The sequence below is a fragment of the Bradyrhizobium sp. BR 1432 genome (assembly GCF_051547705.1).
GTDB classification, from domain to species: Bacteria; Pseudomonadota; Alphaproteobacteria; order Rhizobiales; family Xanthobacteraceae; genus Bradyrhizobium; species Bradyrhizobium zhanjiangense.
Genome location: NZ_JBPUGF010000003.1, coordinates 636,841 through 658,769, shown reverse-complemented (window position 1 = coordinate 658,769; position 21,929 = coordinate 636,841). Strand labels below are relative to the sequence as shown.

15 protein-coding genes and 2 pseudogenes are annotated in these 21,929 nt (G+C 57.6%); 14 read left to right on the top strand and 3 right to left on the bottom strand.

All coding sequences use genetic code 11. From position 1 onward, the window contains the following. The first annotated feature begins 76 nt into the window (after nt 1-76). From ltrA to ACSKB8_RS03270, 4 genes and pseudogenes are all read left to right on the top strand, one after another. Nucleotides 77-1,306 carry a group II intron reverse transcriptase/maturase gene (ltrA, locus tag ACSKB8_RS03285; RefSeq protein ID WP_438102463.1) on the top strand — a complete coding sequence of 410 codons (1,230 nt, stop codon included), beginning with the start codon at nt 77-79 and terminating at the stop codon, nt 1,304-1,306. A gap of 390 nt (nt 1,307-1,696) precedes the next feature. After that, on the top strand, nt 1,697-2,779 hold the full coding sequence (locus tag ACSKB8_RS03280) for a M20 metallopeptidase family protein (protein WP_438102462.1): 1,083 nt from the start codon (nt 1,697-1,699) through the stop codon (nt 2,777-2,779). Nucleotides 2,780-3,221: 442 nt separating this feature from the next. After that, complete coding sequence (locus ACSKB8_RS03275) at nt 3,222-4,295, top strand: ABC transporter substrate-binding protein (protein WP_438102461.1); 1,074 nt, start codon at nt 3,222-3,224, stop codon at nt 4,293-4,295. Nucleotides 4,296-4,680: 385 nt separating this feature from the next. Then, nucleotides 4,681-5,869: pseudogene (locus ACSKB8_RS03270) on the top strand (IS3 family transposase). Between the two features lie 291 nt (nt 5,870-6,160). On the opposite strand, the gene ACSKB8_RS03265 reads toward ACSKB8_RS03270, so the two are convergent. Next, on the bottom strand, nt 6,161-6,808 hold the full coding sequence (locus ACSKB8_RS03265; protein WP_438110368.1) for an aldo/keto reductase: 648 nt from the start codon (nt 6,806-6,808) through the stop codon (nt 6,161-6,163). After that, complete coding sequence (locus ACSKB8_RS03260) at nt 6,702-7,139, bottom strand: aldo/keto reductase (RefSeq protein WP_438102459.1); 438 nt, start codon at nt 7,137-7,139, stop codon at nt 6,702-6,704. Before ACSKB8_RS03260 ends, ACSKB8_RS03265 begins: the two co-directional genes overlap by 107 nt. A gap of 326 nt (nt 7,140-7,465) precedes the next feature. On the opposite strand from ACSKB8_RS03260, the gene ACSKB8_RS03255 reads away from it, so the two are divergent. The 3 genes from ACSKB8_RS03255 to ACSKB8_RS03245 all read left to right on the top strand — a co-directional run bounded on the left by ACSKB8_RS03255 (nt 7,466) and on the right by ACSKB8_RS03245 (nt 10,948). After that, nucleotides 7,466-8,239, top strand: coding sequence for a creatininase family protein (locus ACSKB8_RS03255; RefSeq protein WP_438102458.1), 774 nt, complete (start codon nt 7,466-7,468; stop codon nt 8,237-8,239). A 422-nt stretch (nt 8,240-8,661) separates the two neighbouring features. Beyond that, on the top strand, nt 8,662-9,717 hold the full coding sequence (locus ACSKB8_RS03250) for an ABC transporter substrate-binding protein (protein WP_438102456.1): 1,056 nt from the start codon (nt 8,662-8,664) through the stop codon (nt 9,715-9,717). Nucleotides 9,718-10,246: 529 nt separating this feature from the next. After that, on the top strand, nt 10,247-10,948 hold the full coding sequence (locus tag ACSKB8_RS03245; protein ID WP_438102454.1) for an SDR family oxidoreductase: 702 nt from the start codon (nt 10,247-10,249) through the stop codon (nt 10,946-10,948). Nucleotides 10,949-11,391: 443 nt separating this feature from the next. Here the strand turns inward: ACSKB8_RS03245 and ACSKB8_RS03240 are convergent, their stop codons facing one another. Next, nucleotides 11,392-13,056: an MFS transporter gene (locus ACSKB8_RS03240; protein ID WP_438102452.1), complete on the bottom strand. Its 1,665-nt coding sequence runs from the start codon at nt 13,054-13,056 to the stop codon at nt 11,392-11,394. A gap of 1,075 nt (nt 13,057-14,131) precedes the next feature. On the opposite strand from ACSKB8_RS03240, the gene ACSKB8_RS03235 reads away from it, so the two are divergent. The 7 genes and pseudogenes from ACSKB8_RS03235 (at nt 14,132) to ACSKB8_RS03205 (ending at nt 21,818) form a co-directional block, all read left to right on the top strand. Next, nucleotides 14,132-15,190, top strand: a complete 1,059-nt coding sequence (locus tag ACSKB8_RS03235; RefSeq protein WP_438102451.1) for an ABC transporter substrate-binding protein — start codon at nt 14,132-14,134, stop codon at nt 15,188-15,190. A gap of 123 nt (nt 15,191-15,313) precedes the next feature. After that, the gene (locus ACSKB8_RS03230; RefSeq protein ID WP_438102449.1) at nt 15,314-16,402 is read left to right on the top strand and encodes an IS5 family transposase; all 1,089 of its coding nucleotides are present in this window, start codon (nt 15,314-15,316) and stop codon (nt 16,400-16,402) included. Further along, nucleotides 16,402-16,747, top strand: a pseudogene (locus ACSKB8_RS03225) (hypothetical protein). The gene ACSKB8_RS03230 and the pseudogene ACSKB8_RS03225 overlap by 1 nt, the downstream one beginning before the upstream one ends. A gap of 986 nt (nt 16,748-17,733) precedes the next feature. Next, nucleotides 17,734-18,801, top strand: a complete 1,068-nt coding sequence (locus tag ACSKB8_RS03220; protein WP_438102447.1) for an ABC transporter substrate-binding protein — start codon at nt 17,734-17,736, stop codon at nt 18,799-18,801. 85 nt (nt 18,802-18,886) lie between these two features. Further along, nucleotides 18,887-19,717 (top strand): ABC transporter permease, encoded by an 831-nt coding sequence (locus tag ACSKB8_RS03215; protein ID WP_438102446.1) that lies wholly within the window; start codon nt 18,887-18,889, stop codon nt 19,715-19,717. A gap of 16 nt (nt 19,718-19,733) precedes the next feature. After that, nucleotides 19,734-20,546: an ABC transporter permease gene (locus tag ACSKB8_RS03210; RefSeq protein WP_438102444.1), complete on the top strand. Its 813-nt coding sequence runs from the start codon at nt 19,734-19,736 to the stop codon at nt 20,544-20,546. 171 nt (nt 20,547-20,717) lie between these two features. Then, a complete protein-coding gene (locus ACSKB8_RS03205; protein WP_438102442.1) occupies nt 20,718-21,818 on the top strand; it encodes an ABC transporter ATP-binding protein in 1,101 nt (366 codons plus the stop codon). Nucleotides 21,819-21,929 lie beyond the last annotated feature (111 nt).

Below are 21,929 nucleotides of genomic sequence, written 5' to 3'. Positions count from 1 at the left end.
GCTGGGAGGTCTCGGGTCTGACCGGAATGGCATTGCCGTTGCCGGCCCGCGTCGGGAAGGTGAGGAGCCGTAGCCGATGATGAACGGACCCGAGAAGTCTGACCCTGCCATAGTAGCTACGAAGCCGACGAACAAAGCGGAGCCCTCTGCGGAGCGATCTGTTGGGGAGCCCTACGCAGCGGAGTCGGTGGAGCAAAGGGCAGGGACCAAGGGGAATGCGGGCCAGCAAAGCACGCGCCGGACGCAGTGTCGGGAAAGCGTGTCACAGGCGCTGGAACGCATACGGAAAGTCGCGAGAGAAAGGAAGAAGGAGAGGTTCACCGCGCTCCTCCACCACATCAACATCGATCTGCTCGAAGAAGCGTTCTATGAACTCAAGGCGAATGCTGCACCCGGCGTGGATCGGCTGACGTGGAAGGACTACCAGGCAAACCTTGGGTGCAATCTCGAGGATTTGCATGGACGGGTCCAGCGGGGAGCGTATCGGGCATTGCCGAGCCGGCGGGTCTACATCCCCAAGCCGGATGGCCGGCAGCGCCCGCTCGCGGTCGCCGCGCTGGAAGACAAGATTGTCCAACGGGCGGTGGCTGCGCTGCTGAACGCGATCTACGAGGAAGACTTCCTCGGGTTTAGCTACGGATTCCGACCTGGACGCGGCGCCCATGATGCAATGGACGCGCTCTGCGTCGGGATCCACAGCAAGAAGGTGAGCTACATACTGGACGCCGACATCCGATCGTTCTTCGACGAAATCAGCTGGGAATGGCTGGTGCGCTTCCTGGAACATCGAATCGGCGACCGGCGCATCATCCGCCTGATCCAGAAATGGCTGAGGGCGGGCATCCTCGAAGACGGGGTCGTCTCGGTTAGTGACAAGGGGACGGGACAGGGCTCGGTGATCTCACCGTTGCTTGCCAACGTCTACCTTCACTTTGCCCTCGACCTCTGGGCCGCACGCTGGCGACGGCGCGAGGCCACGGGCGACATGATCATCGTACGATACGCCGATGACTTCATCATCGGATTCCAGCATGAGAGCGACGCCCGGCGCTTCTTGGACGAGATGCGCAAGCGGTTGGGGGAGTTTGCGCTGTCGTTGCATCCTGAGAAGACCCGGTTGATCGAGTTCGGACGCTTTGCGGCGAAGCGCCGTAAGCGGCGCGGGCTCGGCAAGCCGGAGACCTTCGACTTCCTGGGCTTCAGCTTCATTTGCGGCAAAACCCGCTCGGACAAATTCCAGATCAAGCGGAAGACCCGAAGGGATCGCATGCGGGCGAAGCTGCGGGAGATCAAGGAGGCGATGTGACGGCGTATGCACCGGCCGATCCCCGAACAAGGGAAATGGCTGAGGCAGGTCGTCCGCGGCTACTACAACTACCACGCCGTACCGACCAACGCGCATGCACTGGCCGTCTTCCGGCATCATGTCACCGACCTCTGGCGGCGCACGCTGCGGCGGCGTAGCCAGAAGGATCGGATGACGTGGGAACGGATGACGCAGCTAGTGAGCGACTGGCTCCCAGAACCAATCATCCTTCATCTTTGGCCGAGCGATCGCTTCGCCGTCACACACCCAAGGTGGGAGCCGTATGCGGGAAAGCCGCCCGTACGGTTCTGTGCGGGGGGCGCGAGGTAACTCGCGTCCCTACCGCGAACGCCATGCCATGCATCGCGAGCCCGAGCTCTCGAATGCCGAATGGAAGACGCAGGAGCGAATCCGGGGGTACTGCGGCATTTCGGACTGAATGGCGCCAAGGTTTTTCATAATACCGGCCTCTATATCGATATCGAAGGTACGGGCTCCGGCCAGAAGAGATCGATCGCTGTACGCGGGGACATCGATGCGCTTCCAATTCACGAGACGCGCGATGATCTGTCCTATCGCTCGCAGGTCAGCGGAGTCATGCATGCCTGCGGTCACGACGTTCACGGCTCAATTGCGCTCGGCACTGCGCTTGCCTTCCACCGGCTCCGCGACAATTTTGCCGGCAAGGTCCGCATATTCTTCCAGCCGGCCGAGGAGGCGGAGCCGCTTGGCGGGCGCACAGTCCAAGAAGAGAAGCTGTTGGATGGTTTCGACCGAGCCGTCGGTTTCCACGTCAGTCCGGAAATTCCCGCCGGCATGTTCGGCGCGCGCGAAGGTGCAGTTACGAAAGCAGCCGACGGCTTTAGGCTCACGATTACGGGCAAGATGGCCCATGGCGCTGCACCTCACAAGGGCGTCGATGCCATCGCGATCGCCGCCGCCTTCGTCAACGCAGTACAGAAAGTGATCTCGCGCGAAATGCCGGTCGACGATGGTGCGATCGTCACGATCGGCACTATCCACGGCGGTGAAGCGATGAACATCATCTGCCCATCAGTCGTAATGGAGGGAACGATCAGGACACGTAGCCCCGAGCGTCGCGCGCTGCTGTCGCAGCGCGTGCGCGAATTGGCTGAAGGCGTCGCAGCGATGCACCGCGGGCAAGCCGAATGCATCATCCGCACCGGTGAGCCGCCCGTCGTCAACGATGAAGAAATGGTCAAGCGCTTCCGACGGGTTGTCCAAGAGAGCGTCGGCCCGAACGCGCTCACCGACAGGAAAAAGCAGGCAGATGGCAGTGACGACTTCGGCTTCTATTCCGCTTGTGTACCATCTATCTATTTCTGGTTCGGCAGCCGTACACCCAGCAACAAATCCCATGTTCATACGCCTACATTTGGAGTCTCCGACGAAATCATTATCCCAACAACTGAACTCACCGTCAGATACATCCTCGATTTCTTGCATTCGTAGGAAGAGGTGCAATAGGACTGCCTCTGAACCTCTATTGGGCAGCCTTTTCTCCTGCAAACCAGACCAGCACAAGCAAACAACTTGCGGTCCAGGAGCAAGCCACGCTCGCTACGTCCGGATGTCAGCGGCTGGCCGGGAAAAACGCCAGGCTAGAATCGCCGTCTCCTGCTACCGTGCTTAAGAGTGCCGTGAAATGGCGACCGCCTTCGAGGGGTCGCCGTCGGTTTTCAGTAGCATGTGCGATCATTCTGCAGGATTTACTCGTTCGCCAGCTTAAATTCGCGATCCTTTAGCGGTCCCTACCATCTACGATCTTACTCCGCTGGTTGATCGAGATAATGGCCAAGCAGTGGGAGGTCTCGTCGCCACGGTCCGCGTGCTAACGAGATAGCGGCCCGGCGCTGAGCGCGCCTCACCGCTTGATTATCACTGGGGGCTTTGGATGCGCTTTCACCGTGTTCTTGTCGTTCTATTTGCCGCAATGTTCGGGCTGTCTTCGGCAGTCTGCGCCGAAGACAAAGGCAGCGTCGTCGTGGCCGCGTGGGGAGGTACGTACCAAGATGCCTTGCGCGAAGCGATTTTCAAGCCCTTTGAGGTGGCCACAGGAATCAAGGTCGTCGAAGCAACTGGCCCCACGATGTCAAAGTTACGAGCCATGCTTCAGGCGGGGAGCCCTGAGTGGGACGTGGCTGATCTGTTGCCTGGAGACTATCTCCAATTGTCGGGCGAAGGCCAGCTACAGCAGCTAGATTACACCGCGATTGATCCGTCGGTGTTCGCCGATTTCCCCAAACAAGCAGTTCAGCCCTCCGGTGTTGGAACTTTCGTATACGCAAAGGTAATCGCCTTCAACACGAAGAAGTACACAACGGCCAATGGGCCAAAAAGCTGGGCGGACGTATGGGACGTGAAGAAATTCCCTGGGCCACGCACTCTCGATGCGGGTAATACAAATATTCCCCCAATTGAGATCGCGCTTCTTGCTGACGGCGTTGCTCCAGAAAAGCTCTATCCGCTCGATTTCAAGCGAGCCTATGCGGCGCTCTCCCGTATAAAGCCGAATGTCGTAAAGTGGACGACAGCTGCAGCAATGCAGGTCGAAACACTCATTTCCGGCGAGGCGGTGATTGGCCCTGCCACCCTTGGCCGACTTCAACTCGCAAAGGAACAGGGGGCTCCTGTCGATTTTGTCTGGGATGGCGCAATGACTGATTTCAGCTATTGGGCTATCTTGAAGGGGGCAAAGAACGCCGGGAATGCGCTTAAGTTCATTGAATTCGCCTCACGACCGGAAAGTCAAGCAGCCCTTGTGAAAATTCAACTGCTCGGTCCTTTGAACAGGAAGGTCTTCGATCTGATCTCTGAGGAGCGAGCGAAGCTGCTGCCAACCTATCCCCAGAACCTCGTCAAAACTATCGAGCTTAATCCCGCGTGGTGGGCAAAGAAGGAGGCCTCTGGAAAAAGTAACTTGGAAATTAACAACGCGCTATGGAACGAGTGGATTCTTCAGCGGTGAGCGGACGCTGGCAAAGAATTAAGTTGGCGTAGATTACAGAGAAAAAGAGCGGCGAGAGGACATTTGGCGCCCGGAAAAGTTAGCCTAGCTATCGCGGGGCTGCGACGGCATTCCCAGAGCCGATGAGTACGAACATGAGGAGCCGGCCCTAAATCCGATACCGAGCGCGGATTAGATGCGTGCCGCCGTATGCGTCGCTCGTCGGCGCAACCGATGGCGAAGAGGAAAATCACGTGGCGAGCCTGGATGCTTGATACATCGCCGGGCTACGATTGGCCTCCTGATTAACTCACCGCAAAGCTCCAGCTTCTCGCCGAGGCTCTGACCTTGCCCCCTGGACTTAATCCAGATTGAAGTTCGCTCTGGCCCATATGAGGACTAGAGCATGAAGCGCGGCCGCTTTACGGAAGAGCAGATCATCGGGAGTTTGAAGGAGCACGAGGCTGGCGTGTCGGTTGCCGATCTGTGCCGGAAGCACGGCGTCAGTGACGCCAGCATCTACAAATGGAAAGCCAAGTTTGGCGGGATGGAGGACTCGGAGGCCAAGCGGCTGAGGACGCTGGAGGACGAGAACACGCGGCTGAAGCGGCTTTTGGCCGACGCCATGCTGGACAATGCGGCATTGAAGGACCTCCTGGGAAAGAAATGGTGACGCCCGCGGGGAAGCGGAAAGCTGTCGCGCATCTCGTGGAGGCCCACGGGATGAGCGAACGGCGGGCGTGTAAAGCCATCGGCTGTTGCCGCATGACGATCAGATATCGGACGACCCGGGCGGATGACGCTGCCCTACGCCAACGCATGAGAGCGATCGCTGAGGTGCGCCGTCGCTTCGGCTATCGGCGCCTGCATGTTCTGCTCAAGCGGGAGAGCTATCTGGTCAACCACAAGAAGCTGTTCCGGCTCTATCGGGAAGAGAGGCTCGTGGTCCGTCGCCGTAGTGGCCGCAAACGGGCGCTCGGGACCAGGGCACCGATGGTGGTGCCGATAGCCCCGAATGACCGCTGCTCGCTCGACTTCGTCTCGGATCAACTTACCGATGGCCGCCGCTTCCGCATCCTGACCGTGGTCGACGAGTGCACGCGCGAGTGCCTGGCGTTGATGGCCGACACCTCGCTGTCTGGCTCCCGGGTGGCTCGGGAGTTGGACCGGCTGATCATCGAGCGCGGCAAGCCCAAAATGGTGGTCAGCGACAACGGCACCGAATTGACCAGCAACGCCATCTTGACATGGGCCGATCAGAGCCGCGTCGCCTGGCATTACATCGCGCCCGGCAAGCCAACGCAGAATGCCTTCATCGAAAGCTTCAATGGCCGCCTCCGAGACGAATTGTTGAGCGAGACGCTGTTCACTTCGCTGGCCCAGGCCCGGGTCGAACTCGGACATTGGCGGCCGACTACAACGATACGCGACCTCACTCGCAACTCGGATGGAAAACACCATCGGAGTTCGCCTTCACCTGCAACCCGCGACGGGATCTGGCGCTGCGCTATGCCGATGGCTCCGCACCAGCTCCCGTCGCTACCACCGCCCATTCGGGTAAACCCACCAGCCAGAGCGAACTCAGGACTGGATAAAACTTGGGGGCAAGGTCAGCTCTTCCGCATAATGAGCAAGGCTAGCTTGGATCATCCGTGGCTGCTCCTACATTGGGAGCCGATTTTCCGGCAGGAGCGACAACCATTGGTGCCATATCGTCGAGACCGGCAGGCTAGGTGCCGTTGACTTCGGCCTGCGCAACGTTGCACGTTTTTCAAGCGCGACATTCTGCTTGATCTCGCCTCATGCGAGCTCCTATAGCGGCGAGCAGTTCGAGACCTCCCACGGCTGCGGACAAACCTCGATGCAAGGCGCGCGAGGAGCTTCGGTCAGGACGCTTCGAACCACGCAGCGATTTCGGCTCTCTCTGCCTCGTTCAGCTCAATCGCAAGCGCCTCGCGGACAAGCTGGAGATGTTCCGCCCTTTTTGCGGGGCCACAAACCGCCGCTGTCACGCTTGGATGATGCATGACCCACGCAAGCGCCAGGGCGCCGGTGCTACAATCATGCAGCGCCGCCTTGCACCTTATGCGTTCAACCGCATCAAATGTTGCGTTTAAGATTGTGCCACCGGGCAGCAGTGCGAGTTGCGATTTAGCCGGAGGCGGCTTACCCCGACTGTATTTGCCTGATAGGACTCCTCCAGCGATCGGCGAGTACGGCGTATAGCCGAGACTGTGTTCAGCGCAGACAGCGAACAGCTCGCGTTCATCGCCGCGGTTGAGGAGATTGTATTCGTTCTGCACCCATTCGTATCGGGATAGCCCAAGCCGCGCGCTCGCTTCCATCGCGGCGGAAAGTTGCCTGGCGTCGATGTTGCAAGCTCCAATATGCGACAACTGCCCGGACTCGATCGCTTCTGTAAAGGCCTCAAGTGTGGATTCGATCGGCGTTCGCTCGTCCGGCGCATGTGTGAGACAGAATGTTACGTGCGAAAGGCGCAGCTGTTCCAAACTGAGCGAGAGCTGGGCAGTGATATTTACGCGGCGAAAGGTCTACGCGAACGCCGCTCGGCTCGACAACCTTTCCAACTTTCGTTGCGATATGAACCGAGCGACGAACAGGGGCCGGCTGCGCCCGCAACCACTCACCAATAAATCGTGAGCTTGCACCTCCAGCGTAGCTATAGGCAGTGTCGAGAACATTAATGCCTAGCCTAACTGCTTCATCAAGAGACGCGAATGATGCTTCGCGCGTGAGGCCGCGTCCGATGAGATGGGTCCGGGCGCCGACGCCACCGAATTCTCCGCAACCGAGTATCGCTTGCGAAACAGATATACCGGTACTCCCCAGTTGTCGTGTCTTCATGGGGCTCCTCGATTGATCAATATAAGAGAACTTCGAGATAAGATACACGAGACCTTGCCCGTTGACGAACCCCTGCTGAATTTAGCTAAGTAGTGGGTTCTGAGCTGATCGCTCGATGTTTCGAAACCGGCAAGCAAGACCGAATTGCCGCACTCTCCGAACGCATGGAAGTGTTGGTGTTGTCTAGGCAGGCGCAGAGTTTCGGCCTGCTGAGGCCCCTGATTAGGGAAATTCGGCTTCAATGCGGAGTATGTGTTCTAATCAATCGGCAGCGCTTTCGCTGGCCACGACCGCGAGAGAGGGAAAGTCGGAGAGGAGGTCAGACAATGTTTGAGGTTGAATGGCGGCGCCTGAGGGCGGAAGAGCTGCGAGAGAGGGCTGCGGCGGATGCTATGGTCATCATCCCCGTCGGGGCACTAGAACAGCACGGGCCTCATCTTCCCGTCGAAATAGACAGCGTGCTTGGTGAGACCGTCGCGCTCAGAACGGCTCGACTCATTGCTGCGCAGGACAACGTCGTCGTTCTGCCTTGTCTCTGGACGGGGCTTTCAGAGCATCACATGTCGCTTGGCGGCACCGTCACACTCGATTTTCCCACCTTCTTTAATCTCATTCGTTGCGTCCTCGAGAGTGTCATCCGCCAGGGCTTTCGGCGTATCGTTGTGCTTAACGGACATGGCGGCAATGATAGTGCGCTGCGTGTCGCGATTGGGGAGCTCAGCCCAAAGTTGAACGTGCCCATCGTACAGTTCACGTATTGGTACGCTGCAGAGAAGGTCATAGCGCCCTTGCTCGAGAAGCAAGACAATCTGTGGCACGCTTGCGAAGCAGAGACCTCGATGTACATGTCGCTTCGACCCGAACTAGTCGCCGAAGAACGCATCCGCCTTGCGGAAGTCAATTGCAGCCCTACAGTCGTTGAACTTGTGGGGGGTGGCATTTATCGCTGGTGCAGCGCACAGAGCTATTCTTCGGCCGGCGTCCAAGGTTTCCCCAGCGCGGCGAGCCGCGAGAAAGGCGAGAGGTTGCTCACGGCGATTGCCGAGAATCTCGCTGATAAAATGCTTTGCAAGAACCTTTGGGAGATGCCCTGGCGCTGACGTCCCTTAATGACTCGACCCGAGCTGCACGCTCCCCTGAGGGGTAGCGCTTCTACGCAATCCTGTTTGGATAAGCCCGGCGTTTAAAGTGCGCGAGGCATCTGCGCCTGTTCGCTTGATCCGCCAAATTCCAGTCCGCAATCATAATCCAGTTTGCGCCAACTTCAGCCTTCAACGCCAACGAGCCTCTCTACCGCCAATGGAGTACGCGTCTCGGAGGTGCTGCCAGCCTTCTGACGCTCGCGGCAAAAAGGCGTCGATCTTTGCATAAATTCCGCAAATTCTTGTCAAATTTGCTGTTGTGCGGCGCCGACTTGCCCCCACTCTAATCTTGTACAGTCTCACAAATAGGAACAGCAAGAGCTGCGAGTAGCCAAACCAGCCGCAAACAAGAGACGCAAAATGGATCGAAGGAGGAATCCTTGAAGGACACCTTTAAAACACTCTCGCGCCGTACCTTTCTTGTCGGAGCCGCGGCGCTGTCGGCCCCAGCGGTCATGCCCTCGCGAGCTGCCAGCTCCTCAGGCTCAGTGACTTTCACGGGCTATGGAGGCTCGTATCAAGACATCTTGGTCAGGAAGGTGTTCAATCCCTTCACAGAAGAAACAGGGATTAAGGTCAACGTTGTCCCTGCGCCGAACCTTGCGAAGATCAAGGCGCAGATGCTTACCGGCAACGTCGAGTGGGACGTCTTTTTGGATTCGGGCGCCGGCGTTGCTCATGGGTCGAGGGAAGGCTTTTGGGAGCCGCTGATCCCTTCTTTGTTTAATATTGAAGACATGACGGTGCCCCCCAGCAGCGACCGTGTTACATATAATTTCTATCCCGGCGGTATAGCTTGGGACCCTGCGAAATATGGTGCGGGCAAGCATCCAGCAACTTTTGCCGATTTCTTCGATCTGAATAAGTTTCCGGGACGTCGCGCTTTTAGCAATCGCGCCAATAACGTGTTCGAAGTGGCGCTCCTTGCTGATGGTGTGGCCCCGAAGGATGTCTACCCGCTTGATCTAGATCGGGCGTTTAAGGTGCTCAATCGCATTAAGTCGAGCGTTGTCTCGTGGGTGGAGACGCCTCCCCAAGGGATTTCCCTCCTGCAAACAGGCGAGACCGATTTCGGTTACACATATGCGAGCCGCGTAAAAGCGACTACCGAACCGGGGGGCGGCAAGCCCTTGGCATTTTCCTTTGATCAAAATCTAATCTTCCCTTCGGATCTTGCAGTGCTCAAGGGCGCGCCGAACAAGGAAAACGCGATGAAGCTTATCGCTTACATCCTCCGGCCGGACGTTCAGGTGCGGGCGGAAAGCGAGGCGGGCAACATTCCAGTTTCCAAGAAAGCCATGCAGTTGCTCCCCGAGGCTGTTCGCAAATGGATGCCAGCCATGGACAATTCGAAAAATCTGGTAAGCAATAGCGCTTATTGGGCCGAGAACCTCGAAGCAGTCTCGCGGCGTTTCAAAGAATGGTTGCTGAGCTGAGCTGATGATTCTTTTGTTTGCTTCGCAATTTCGTCGAGCTACCAATTGCAGACATGAACGGCACTGAGCCTCGACGAGGTAGCTCCTACGGCTCGTCGAGGTGGCAAGCAGCGGCGAGAGCTTCGCCATACTTTAGCGATGCGCAGGAGTCAGAGCTTACCCGCGAGAGCCACCAGTGCGTACCCCAATCGCCCTGTTGGGGCCCCACGGCAGGACAGTGCATGTCAATACAGATTCGAACGTTGTCAGAAGATCGACTTTGCGATGCAAACACCTGCATTCCACGCAAATGAAACGCTCAATTCAGGCGCGATACCTCACTATCTTACCAAAAAAGAGATGTTGTAATTGTGTAGCGCTGGCGTGAACTAACAAAACATCAACGCCGGAATTGCGACTCGCAGCCCATCAGCCGCTCCGTCCCGGAGTGGTTGCCGACCAAAAATATCAGCCACGAGGCACCTTTCAGCACTCAAAGAGCTGGCTGCGATAGCATCGTAAGAAATCAGAAATCCGTAGGGAAAAGTAAATGTCGAGCGAACGCGTTCTAATCACAGGAGGGGCAGCAGGAATCGGCCGTGCAACGGCGGAACGCTGCAAAGCCGAAGGATACGATGTAGTAGTGATCGATCACCTCGATGGCGATATCGTCGCAGACCTGTCTGATCCGCGATCGACTGCCGCAGCACTCGAACAAGCATTAAAGAATGGGCCGATAACGCGTCTTGTGAACAACGTCGGAGTGGTGAGGCCAAATCCAGTGCAGGAGCAGAGCCTGGCAGATCTCGACGCTGCGGTCTCACTCAATCTGAGGTGCGCTTTACAATGTCTTCAGGCGGTTCTGCCCGGTATGAAGGCAGCCCGCTTTGGGCGCGTTGTGAACATGTCATCGCGCGCCGCACTGGGTAAGGAACTCCGTTCCGCGTATGCAGCGACAAAGGCTGGGCTCATCGCGATGGCGAAGGTCTGGGCTCTCGAACTAGGTGACTCTGGCATCACGGCCAACGCCGTAGGTCCCGGACCGATCCAGACCGAACTGTTTGATCGTGCAAACCCGCCCGGAAGTTCGCATACGAAGGCCATCATCGATGCAATTCCTGTCCGGCGCGTCGGTACGCCTTCCGACGTCGCTAATGCCGTGTCGTTTTTCCTCGATCAACGGAGTGGCTTTGTGACGGGACAGGTCCTCTATGTCTGCGGAGGAATGACAGTCGGCGCTGCGGGCAGCTGAATCGTGCCAACTCGGGAATAACGGGCATGCGCTCGCGTGGGCTCGCGGCGGCCAAGATCAGGCCCACTATCGCCACTTGCGTGCGCTCCAAACCGAGAGACCGTCTTGCTCGTCACCGGAAGGATGAGACGCCAAGCCGGCGGAGCGCTCTTATCTCCGGTGCTACTATTCGTGCCACGAGATGACCTATGCGAACCAGCGTCAGGTTCAGGGCCGTATGGTTGCCAACAAGCTGAGCACCTAGCTCTAGTGACGGCTCCCGGTTATGGTAATAGATCAAGCTGACAACTAACGCGCGTTTGCTGCACTCTTCCCTGAAGAAAAGGGAGCACCTGCACTTACGTCTGATGTCGTCGCCAGACGGACTTGACCTTTAGTCACCGACGCCTCGTGGCTTGGTGACTGCCGGGCGGATGCGAGCGAGCATTGCTCGGGCTGCGCTCTCAATCAAGTGGGACTACCTTGTTTCCGACGCGATCAGGCATGTCTTCCGTTGAGCGTACCGATCCAAACGGCCGCTCCAGCATGCGGCGGATCCGCACCGGATTAGCCCCTACGTGGAAAGCCATTGCCCGCTGTTCCACTGCGCGATCCAATTGTGTCGAGCGGTTGCGCTGGCGCAGATAATCGAGCCATGTGGGGCAACGATAACGCTCCGTCCAAAGCTCGGGTTCGGCAATATCGCGGGCAATTGACCAACCGTGCGCGCCGTTGCGCTGCCGTGACAGCTGCACATCCTGCATCGCGGTGTGAAACGCTCGTGCGTTCTCTGACGCAACGCGATATTCGATCTCAACCACGAGCGGTCCGCTGCGGCCAGTGATCGGCAGCCGCACCTCCGGCATCGCCAGTAGCTCGCCCTCCTCATCAGGCGCGTCAATGCGAGGTACCGGCAGCCAGAAGCCAAGTAGTGCCGAAAATATCATAAGCGTGGCAGAGACAAGCAGAGCAATTTCGACACCGGCTGCATCGGTGAGGCGGCCCCAGGCCCAACTACCCATAGCTACGCCGCCGGACATAGATGCCTGATAAGCCGCGAGCGATCGGCCCACGACCCAGCGGGGCGCGGAGAGCTGTATCCCAATATTCAGCAACGTGAAAGCGATCATCCACGTCGAGCCGGCCAGAACCAATGCTATCGCGCTTAGGACCGGCTCTCGGCTCAACGCCAAAGCTGCGATAGCGCCCCCCATCGCGAGCGAACAGGCGCGTATCGCAGCCTCACGGCTCATGCGCGTGCGCATTTGGCTCATGCTGAGTGCTCCGGCAACGGCGCCAAAGCCGAACGCGCCGAGCATAATCCCATAAGTTTGCGGGCCACCATGCAGGAGATCGCGCGACACCAGCGGCATTAGCGCGGAAATCGAACCGGCGATAAAGCCGGTTACCATGGTGCGGGCCAGCACAATTCTGATCGATGGGGAATTGGTGATGTAGCGCAGCCCCGAGACAATAGCCCGGGTTAGCTGTTCGCGCGGGAAGTCCGACGGCTCTATCACCCTCTTCCAGAGGAACAGCGCGACGATGAGCGGCAAGAAAAGCAGTGCGTTCAGTGCGAAGGCCGCTACCGCTCCCCCGACCGAAACCACAATACCGCCTAGGGCGGGTCCGAAGATCCGCGCGATGTTGTAGCTGATGCCATCCAGCGCAACGGCTGCCGGTACGGCTTCGAGAGGCACCCGTTCACTCATGGAAGATTGCCACGCCGGATTCATCAGCGCCATACCGCTGCCCACGACAAAGCAGAGTACAAGCAGAAGATTAGGGGTGATCAGGCCGAGGAAGTCGAGCACAGTCAGGGTGGTAGCCCCGCAAAGCGAAATCGACAGCGCAATGAGCACCACGATTCGGCGATCGTGCATGTCGGCAATTGCGCCCGCCGGCATTGACACCAACATCACTGGCAACATCAATGCTGTGGTCACGAGAGCCACCCTGTCGGCTGATGACGTCATCTCCGTCATTGCCCACGCCGCACCAACAAACTGGATCAGGATCCCTAGATACGAGAGCAGGCTGGCCAGCCAGATGCGCCGAAAAGCTCGAAAGCGTAAAGGCGCGCCGATGCCCTCAGTGTTGAGTTCCCGCGCCTTAGCTGGATCGGTCATATCGGCCCTTGCTCGATCAACGAGCTTGACGCTCGGCCGTCCGGTTTGGGGCTCCTTGAGGTCGTATCCAGCAACCCAGGACGTTTCCAACTCGGTGTAGCATTGGCAACTTGAGTGAGAGAGCCTGAGGAGATCCGGTAATAACTAGCGCTGTTCCTGGTAGCTGGTACTTGCCAACTGGCGCGCAATCCCTAACCTCTCGGAGGATAGTGAACGCCAAACAGCTGAAGAGTTGTGATCTCATTTCTGAATGCACCGTCTTGCGCCTAGGCGAAGCTCGCAAGGGTCAGATACGGCAGGCTGTGCCCTCAGGCGTCTGTAGAAGCATTGGCGCGCCGAGCGATAGTCGCTTCCTAAAGACAAAATTTGGCCTACGATAATTTCTATGTAGCCAATGGAGCTCTTGGGCGAAGTCTTCGCGGTGTCTCCAGCGAGGCCAGCGATTGCAATAATTCACGGAACATCGAGGAATTCTCCTCAGTGAGACTACAGCACAAGGTAGATTGCGGAGGCGCGGGTTTCGAGCGTTTTGGCCGACTGAGCGACGAAATAAGGCGCGAATACATTGATCTGGAGAGTGTCACAGCCAACCATGCTGTGCCCTGCCTCGGATCCTCATCTCGTGGACGCTTCGCGCTCGCAACGGCCTTAGCCAATGGCGGTGCTCGAATCTCGATTAGCTCACAAATAGTGGTCCTGCGGGTCAGAGTTCTGCCTGCCGGCCACCTTGGAGCCGCGACCAGTTGCGAGAGCCTGGGGACTACAGTCGCGATTGTTAGTTCAACTTGAGGAGGACGGAGGCAACCTCCCCCTTCGTATTGGACGCAGGCGGCTTCTGCTCGGTCCAGTCTGACAGCTTCAGACGCTGCCTGCTCTGTCGAAGCGCATAGTGCCGAAATCAGAACCGTGTGCGCATGTATCTGCAGGTTTTCTGCGGCGATCAGTCGATTTTGCGTTCTCTGAATGTGGACTTGCCCGCTATAAGCGCGGCAGCACTGACTGGTGGTCGGTAAGCCGGAGCGCTGCTTCGAGTGCGCTGCCTAGACAGGCGCGAACAATTCAAAGGACAAATCTCGTGAAGAAAAAGGTTGCATCGGTCTCGCGTCGCTCTTTTCTTGGAGGCGCGGCCGCACTTGCGGCGCCCGCATTGATCAGGCCCTCGCGCGTCTTGAGTAAGTCGAACACGGTTACGTTCACGTCTTATGGCGGGTCTTATCAAGAGATCTTGATAAAAAACGTTTTCACTCCCTTTACGGAAGAAACGGGGATCAAGGTCAATCTTGTCCCTGCGCCAACTCTTGCGAAAATCAAGGCTCAGCGATTAACGGGCAATGTTGAATGGGACATTTTCTTGGACGCTGGCGCGACCGTCGCTTTTGGATCAAAGGAAGGCTTCTGGGAGGAGCTTGACCCCTCCTTGTTCGATGTTGAAGATTTGGTTGCCCCTCCAAAGAAAGATAGCGTCACTTATGACTTCTATCCCGGCGGCACAGCATGGGATCCGGCAAAGTTCGATGCCGGAAAGTACCCGGCGAACTTTGCCGATTTTTTTGACGTGAAGAGATTCCCGGGGCGTCGCGCTTTCAGCAATAGGCCTAATAACGTCTTGGAAGTCGCCCTTCTTGCTGATGGCGTGGCCTCGAAGGACATGTACCCCTTGGATTTAGACCGAGCGTTTAAGGCCCTCGATCGGATAAAGCCGAGCGTCGCGGCGTGGGTAGAATCTACTCCGCAGACGATTTCACTCGTGCAAACAGGTGAGGCCGACTTCAGCTATACATTTTCTAATCGTGTCAAAGCCACGACCGAGCCAGGTGGTGGCAAGCCCCTGGCCTTTTCCTTTGAACAAAATCTGATTTACCCCTCAGATCTTGCAGTGCTCAAGGGGGCGCCAAACAAGGAAAATGCGTTACAACTTATAGCCTACTTCCTCCGCCCGGAAGTTCAAGCGCGGTTGGAAAATCAAGCTGCTAACATTCCTGTCTCCAAAAAGGCCAGGAACCTGTTGTCGACTGAAGCGCGCAAATGGCAGCCAAACCTACATGATCCTAAGAACCTAACGAGCAACAGCGCTTATTGGGCAGACAACTACGACGCGGTGTCACGTCGTTTCAAAGAATGGCTTCTGAGCTGATTGCTTTGACGTCAGTCCAAGCCCGCGTGACGGTTACTTCGTCCTAGCAGGCTGTTGAAAAAGGCGCTCGCCGCCGACCGGCGACCGTGATTCATTGGCTCCGACGAGATTCGGAGGTGGTGCGTGCGCGGCGGCGACAATCGAACGGGCGAGCTGTTCAGCTACGTCGACCTGGAGGCGCGGGTGCGTCGTGATCATCCGCTGCGAACGATCCGGACGATGGTGAACGAGGCACTGTCGGCGCTGGAGCGGGAGTTTGCCGCGCTCTATTCGCCGATTGGACGGCCGTCGATCCCGCCGGAGAAGCTGCTGCGGGCGATGCTGTTGCAGGCGTTTTATTCGATCCGCTCCGAGCGGCTTCTGATGGAGCGGCTGGAATACGACCTGCTGTTCCGCTGGTTCGTCGGAAGCTGGATTGACGACGCCGCCTGGGACCATTCGGTGTTCTCGAAGAACCGGGACCGGCTGCTGGAAGGCGACATCGCGGCCAAGTTCCTGGCGGCGGTGCTGGCACAGCTCAAGGTGAAGAAGCTTCTATCGAGCGATCACTTCTCGGTTGATGGCACGCTGATCGAGGCCTGGGCCTCGATGAAGAGCGTCAAGCCCAAGGACGGCTCGGACGAGCCGCCGGCGCAAGGCGGGCGCAATGCCGATGCGGACTTCCATGGCCAGAAACGCTCGAACGACACCCATACGTCGACCACCGATCCAGACGCCAGGCTGTACCGCAAGGGCAAAGGAAAGGAGACGAAGCTGTGCTTCATTGGGCACGGGCTGATGGAGAACCGCCACGGTCTGCTGGTCGACGCCTGCGTGACGCAGGCCGACGGGCATGCCGAGCGGGTGGCCGCGCTGCACATGATCGAGCCTCGTGCTGACCGGCCGACAGCGATCACGCTTGGCGCCGACAAAGCCTACGATGCAGAAGACTTCGTCAACGAACTGCGCTCGATGAACGTGACGCCGCATGTTGCACAGAACACCAGCGGCCGTAGTTCTGCGATTGACGGACGAACGACCCGGCACGGCGGCTATGCCGTCAGTCAGCGCATCCGCAAACGGATCGAGGAGGCCTTCGGCTGGATCAAGACGGTCGCCGGGCAAGAGAAGACCCGCTTCCGTGGCCGTGATCGCGTCGCATGGGCCTTTACCTTCGCTGCCACCGCCTACAATCTGGTGCGGCTGCCCAAGCTGATCGCGGAGACCGGCTGATGGCCAAGGTGCCCGGCTTCGCCAAGGCCTTTGTCGGCCGCTGGCGCATCGTCGAGATGGACGTCTGGGATAGCGACTTCCTCGATCTTGTCGAAGAGGCGCATCTCGCCTTCCAGGGCAAGTCCAATGGCGAAATCGCCTTTGGGGCTCTCAAGGGCTTCCTGGACGTGCGCTACGGCACCCGCGACGGATCGGCCTGCGCGGAGTTCTCATGGGAAGGGCACGACGAGAATGATCCCGTCTGCGGTCGCGGATGGGTCATGATCGGCACTGCAGGCAGGCTCGTCGGCCACTTCTACATCCACAATGGCGAGGAGTTCAGGCTTCGTTTGCGAACGCGGCTGAGTTCTTCAACAGCCTGCTAGGAGGCTAGTTACATTCAGGTTGCCACCAGTGTTTTGGTGGCGACCTCGACCGTATTCGCCTCCCTCCAGCTCAAGTCGGCAGCCCCTTGCGCTTTCGTAACGTGGTGTGCAGGCTTGAGATCGGAAAAAGTCTGCCAGGTATGTGGCTGGAACGTTGGTCAGCTTTTCAACCGCATCATCGCGGGCAGCTTCGGCACGGCGAAGCCACCTCGCGTCACATTGGATGGGCGCTGGAGGTTGGCTAATGATCTCTTAGGGTTCGCGGGATAGCCTCTCCTGCAGCCATTCTCGCGGGACAATCTCCAGCATCTCGGTTGCGTCCCGCCGATTTTGCGCCGTCCGTTATTGCCGCAGCATCCTTTCAAGGCAATCCTCGCCGATAAAATCAAGCCGTTGCTGGCCATCATGGTTCTCGGAAAGCCTCGAAGATAGATATGGCCGCCGCTCCGTCATGCCACCATCGCCCCTAATTGCGGGTAGATATGGCATGGTCGCAGCCCCAATGGAGAAGTTTGCAACGAGAGCTACTGCCCGCGCAGTCCACTTGCAGAAGTTAGGCGTATAGGAGCTGTGAAGAGCAGAATTTCGGCGGTATGAGCCCCGACAACAGGGAGACTCGGCTTTCAAGTCTGGCAAGATTTACAAATAAGAGGACGAATTCCGGCCAAGCGCTTAGTCGATGGGCATTGGTCGGGGAGGGAGGGGGATAGTGAGACGGCCAATTACACAACTTTCGGCCCGCTGACCCATCCTGCCAAATCGGGCAAGGTTCTAGCTGGGCCAAGATGCTGCAGCCGGCAATCGGTGCGCGCGACTATCCACACTGTAAACGGCGCCATGGGCAGGCGGCGTGGCGCGCATAAGCTCTAACTAGCGGCGTATCCTCCTAGGCCGTCCCGCAATGCGTTGCTGGATGGCCCCGCCTGAGCACGGCAATTCGGCAACTTGAATGAATCGGAGATGTCCATGAACATGCCTGTATCGACAATCTCACGCCGCTCCTTCCTTGCGGGGACGGCGGGCGTACTCGCTGCGCCGGTAGTTTTGAAGTCCTCGCGATCGGCCGCCAAATCTGACTTGGTGACGTTGGCGTTGCAGGCTTACGGCGGAAGCTATCAAGCGACGATGGAGAAGCAGCTGCTGAAACCGTTCACACAGGAAACCGGAATAAACGTCAATTTGGTCCCGGTGCCAGACCTATCGAAGGTCAAGGCTCAACTACTCACGGGCAACGTCGAATGGGATCTTTATGAAGGGGAAGGCGCGCAAGCCGCTTTCGGATCCAAGCAGGGATTTTGGGAAAAACTGGATCCTTCTTTGTTTGATCTTAAGGATATGTCCGTTCCGCCGAAAGGCGATACCGTCTCTTGGGAGATGTACGCCGGGGGCATAGCATGGGATCCGGAGAAATACGGCACCGGAAAGCATCCGGTAGACTTCGTCGAATTTTTCGACCTGAAGAAGTTTCCGGGGCGCCGCGTCATGCGCAAAGCTCCTTCGGATGTGATGGAGCTTGCGCTTCTTGCCGATGGCGTAGCGCCGAAAGACATATATCCTCTTGATCTGGATCGCGCATTCAAGGCGCTGGACCGCATCAAGCCGAGTGTAGCCTCTTGGGTGGAAGCGACGGCTCAAACGATTAGCCTGTTGCAGACCGGCGAGGTCGATTTCAGCTATACTTACCCGAACCGCGTCAAAGCCACCAATGAGCCGGGCGGCGGAAAGCCCCTAGCGTTTTCTTTTGAGCAAAACCTATTGTTCACTGCAGATTTCGCAGTACTCAAGGGTGCGCCGAACAAAGAGGGCGCAATGAAACTTATCGCGTACTGCCAACGTCCTGAAGTTCAGTCCCGGTTTCAGAATGAGGCCGGCCTCATTCCTGTGTCCAAGAAGGCAGTGCCGATGTTGTCGACCGAGGTTCGTAAATGGCAGCCTGATCCCAGGAAACCTAACCACCTCGTGAGCGACAGCTCTTATTGGGCGGATCACTACGAAGCGGTATCGCGCCGTTTCAACGAGTGGATTCTGGGCTGAAATGCACTTTTGAAACTGGATGGGCGAGTTCCGGCCAATCCCAAATACATCACCAAGTAGTGTCTCTGATCAAACTTCTGGGCTCATGAATCGGATAAGCATCATCCGCGCGCAGGCAATATTCATGTCGCCGGCCGTTCTGGCTGCGACCTTGTTGATATTGCCCCCGCTTTTGTACGTCTTCTACACCAGCGTCTACGGACCGGCGTTGTCGCTGGCTGCTTACGGCCAGGTGCTCACAAGCAAGTTGTTCAGACAAACGCTGGGCACGACGCTGATAGTTGCGGGATTGTCGTCACTACTGAGCTTGCTTCTTGGCTTCGTTGTCGCGCTCCACCTTGCTCGCCAATCGGCACGGCGTAGAGCATTTTTGACTGTTCTTGTGCTTCTGCCTTTTTGGACCAGCGTTTTGGTGAAGTGCTTTGCATTTACGGTTATCTTGGGTCGTGAGGGGATCATCAACAGTATACTTAGCTGGATCTTCGGTACCAAGATCCAGCTGCCGCTTGTGCTCAACATGATCGGCTTACTTGTCGGTATGACCAACTTTCTCATTCCGCTTGTCGTCCTACCCGTTCTCGCCAGCTTGCTCGCCATCGACAACGCAATCTACCGCGCCGCCGCTATCATGGGCGCCAAGCCCGCTCGTATATTCTGGACGGTAACCCTCCCAATGAGTCTTCCCGGTCTTTTGGCCGGTTTGCTGAGCATATTCGTAATGTCTCTGGGGGCTTTCATCGTCCCGGCGCTGCTCGGAGGGCCGCAAGATCAAATGCTGTCAAGCCTCGTCGCGTTCTATAACCGAGAGGTGTTGGATTGGCAGAAAGCGTCCGCAATTAGCGTGGTGCTGCTCGGTATGGTTTTTGTCTTCGCAGCTCCTCTGGCGTTTTGGCGCCGCCGTAAGCTGTGGGCGTGAGGTATAGGGACCGCTCATGTCAGATATCATTCGCGACCCGCATTCACGTCGTTACGACGCTTTTGGGACCACATTAGCCGTGGTTATCTACCTTTTTCTATTGGCGCCGATCGTGGTAACGATCCCGATGGCATTCGGCCCGACGAATGCGCTGACGTTCCCCCCGTCAAGTTACTCACTCGACCTGTTCAGGATCTTCTTCAGTTCACCGGATTGGCTAAACCCGCTTTTGGAAAGCATTAAAGTGGCCTTGGGAGCGACTGCACTCGCAATGCTTGCCGGTGTGCCCGCAGGATACTGGATTGCGCGCCACGAATTCGTCGGCAAAGGACTCATCACCGGACTAATCATGAGTCCCCTTGTCATCCCAACGATCGTTGGTGCCCTTGGACTCTATCTCTACTTTTCCTACCTTCGCATCAGCGGAACGACGCTGTCGCTGATTTTAGGACACATCGTAGTCACCTTGCCTTACGTCGTGCTCATGATCATAGCGGGCGTACACAAACTGGACCGCAATCTCGAATTCGGCGCAGAACTGATGGGTGCCGGATCGATACGAATGTTCTTTACAGTAGTCATTCCGCAACTAGTTCCGTCGCTATTGAGCGCTGCATTCTTCGCCTTTCTGCTATCCTTCGATGAGGTCGTCATCTCTTGGTTTCTGGCCAGCAGCAACACGGTGACTCTGCCAGTGAAGATGTTCAGCGCTCTCGAATGGGAAGTCTCGCCCGTGATCGCAGCCGTATCAACATTGTTGACGGCAATCTCGCTGCTCGCCAGCATCGTCGCGATCGCATTCAAGAAGACGACTCCGGTCGAAACTTGATCGGTCGCTGCAATCATCAGAATGAATACAAGGACGCGATTCCGCATGATGCCTCACGCTAGCAGAGGGGAAGCCATTGAACATCTCAGGGCACATGACCAGCGCAACGGTCTACACGCAGGCCAGACGCCTGTGCCTCGCCCATACAGTGCCTGTGAAGGAGTGAACCGGATGCAGGACGAGACAGTTCCTGGCCCTCACACTGCGCACGCGATCGCCCTGACGGGCATCTCGAAGATGTACGGTCTCGTGACGGCGCTGCATCCGACGGATCTTAGCGTCGATATGGGCGAATTCCTCACCCTGCTTGGTCCGTCAGGCTCCGGCAAGACCACGTTGCTCAACCTAATTGCGGGCGCAATCGGGCCAACCACGGGCACCATCTTCTTGGACGGGCGCGATATTACCCAGATGCCTCCGCGGGAACGGGGGATCGGGATGGTATTTCAGAACTACGCCTTGATGCCTCATATGACTGTATTTGATAATGTGGCATATCCGTTGCGGGCGCGGCGCCAACCGGCCAGTACGATCCGGGCGAAGGTGGCGGAGGCGCTCGAGCGTGTTGGCTTGCGTGGCTTTGAAGATCGAAAACCGCGCCAATTGTCCGGTGGTCAGCAACAGCGCGTCGGCATTGCGCGATGTATCGTCTATTCGCCGTCCATCATTATGATGGACGAGCCGCTCGGCGCATTGGACAAGAATTTGCGGGAGCAGATGCAGAGTGAAATCAAGCGTCTTCACAGGGAGCTTGGAACAACGATTATCTACGTCACCCATGATCAGGAAGAGGCGCTCAACATGTCGGACCGTATCTGTCTGATGAGCGCGGGCCAGATCACTCAGCTCGGAACTCCGGATGAATTGTATTTTCAACCACGCGACCGCTTTGTTGCAGAATTCATCGGGGAATCGAATCTGATCAGCGGACGGATGAATAGTAACGGTCAATTGGTCATCGCCGGAAACCGATCTATTCCCGTTCCGGCCGGCGGATGGACTGAGGGCGCGGAGCTCCTGGTCATGGTTCGGCCGGAGAGGGTGCGAATCTGTGACATAGATGAGCCCGTCAAAGAAGGCAGCAACGTTCTGAGCGGCGAGATTGGAACGACTTCTTTCGTCGGGGGTATGACCCGCGTGACAATCCAGACCGAGATCGGCCTGAACATGACAGCCAAGATGGTGTCCGGGCGGGCGGCCTCGAGGCCGCAAGCTGGAGCTCGAGTGCGAGTTTGCTGGTCTTCATCCGACATGGTGGTGCTCGAGACGTGATGCTGGGGTTCAGCAAGTTGCGAACTCCTGACTCATGTGAGATCTAAATCAAAAGGCCTCGTCCTGAGCTTAGGTAGACCGCCGATTTCCAAAGTGCTTGCCGATTGACGA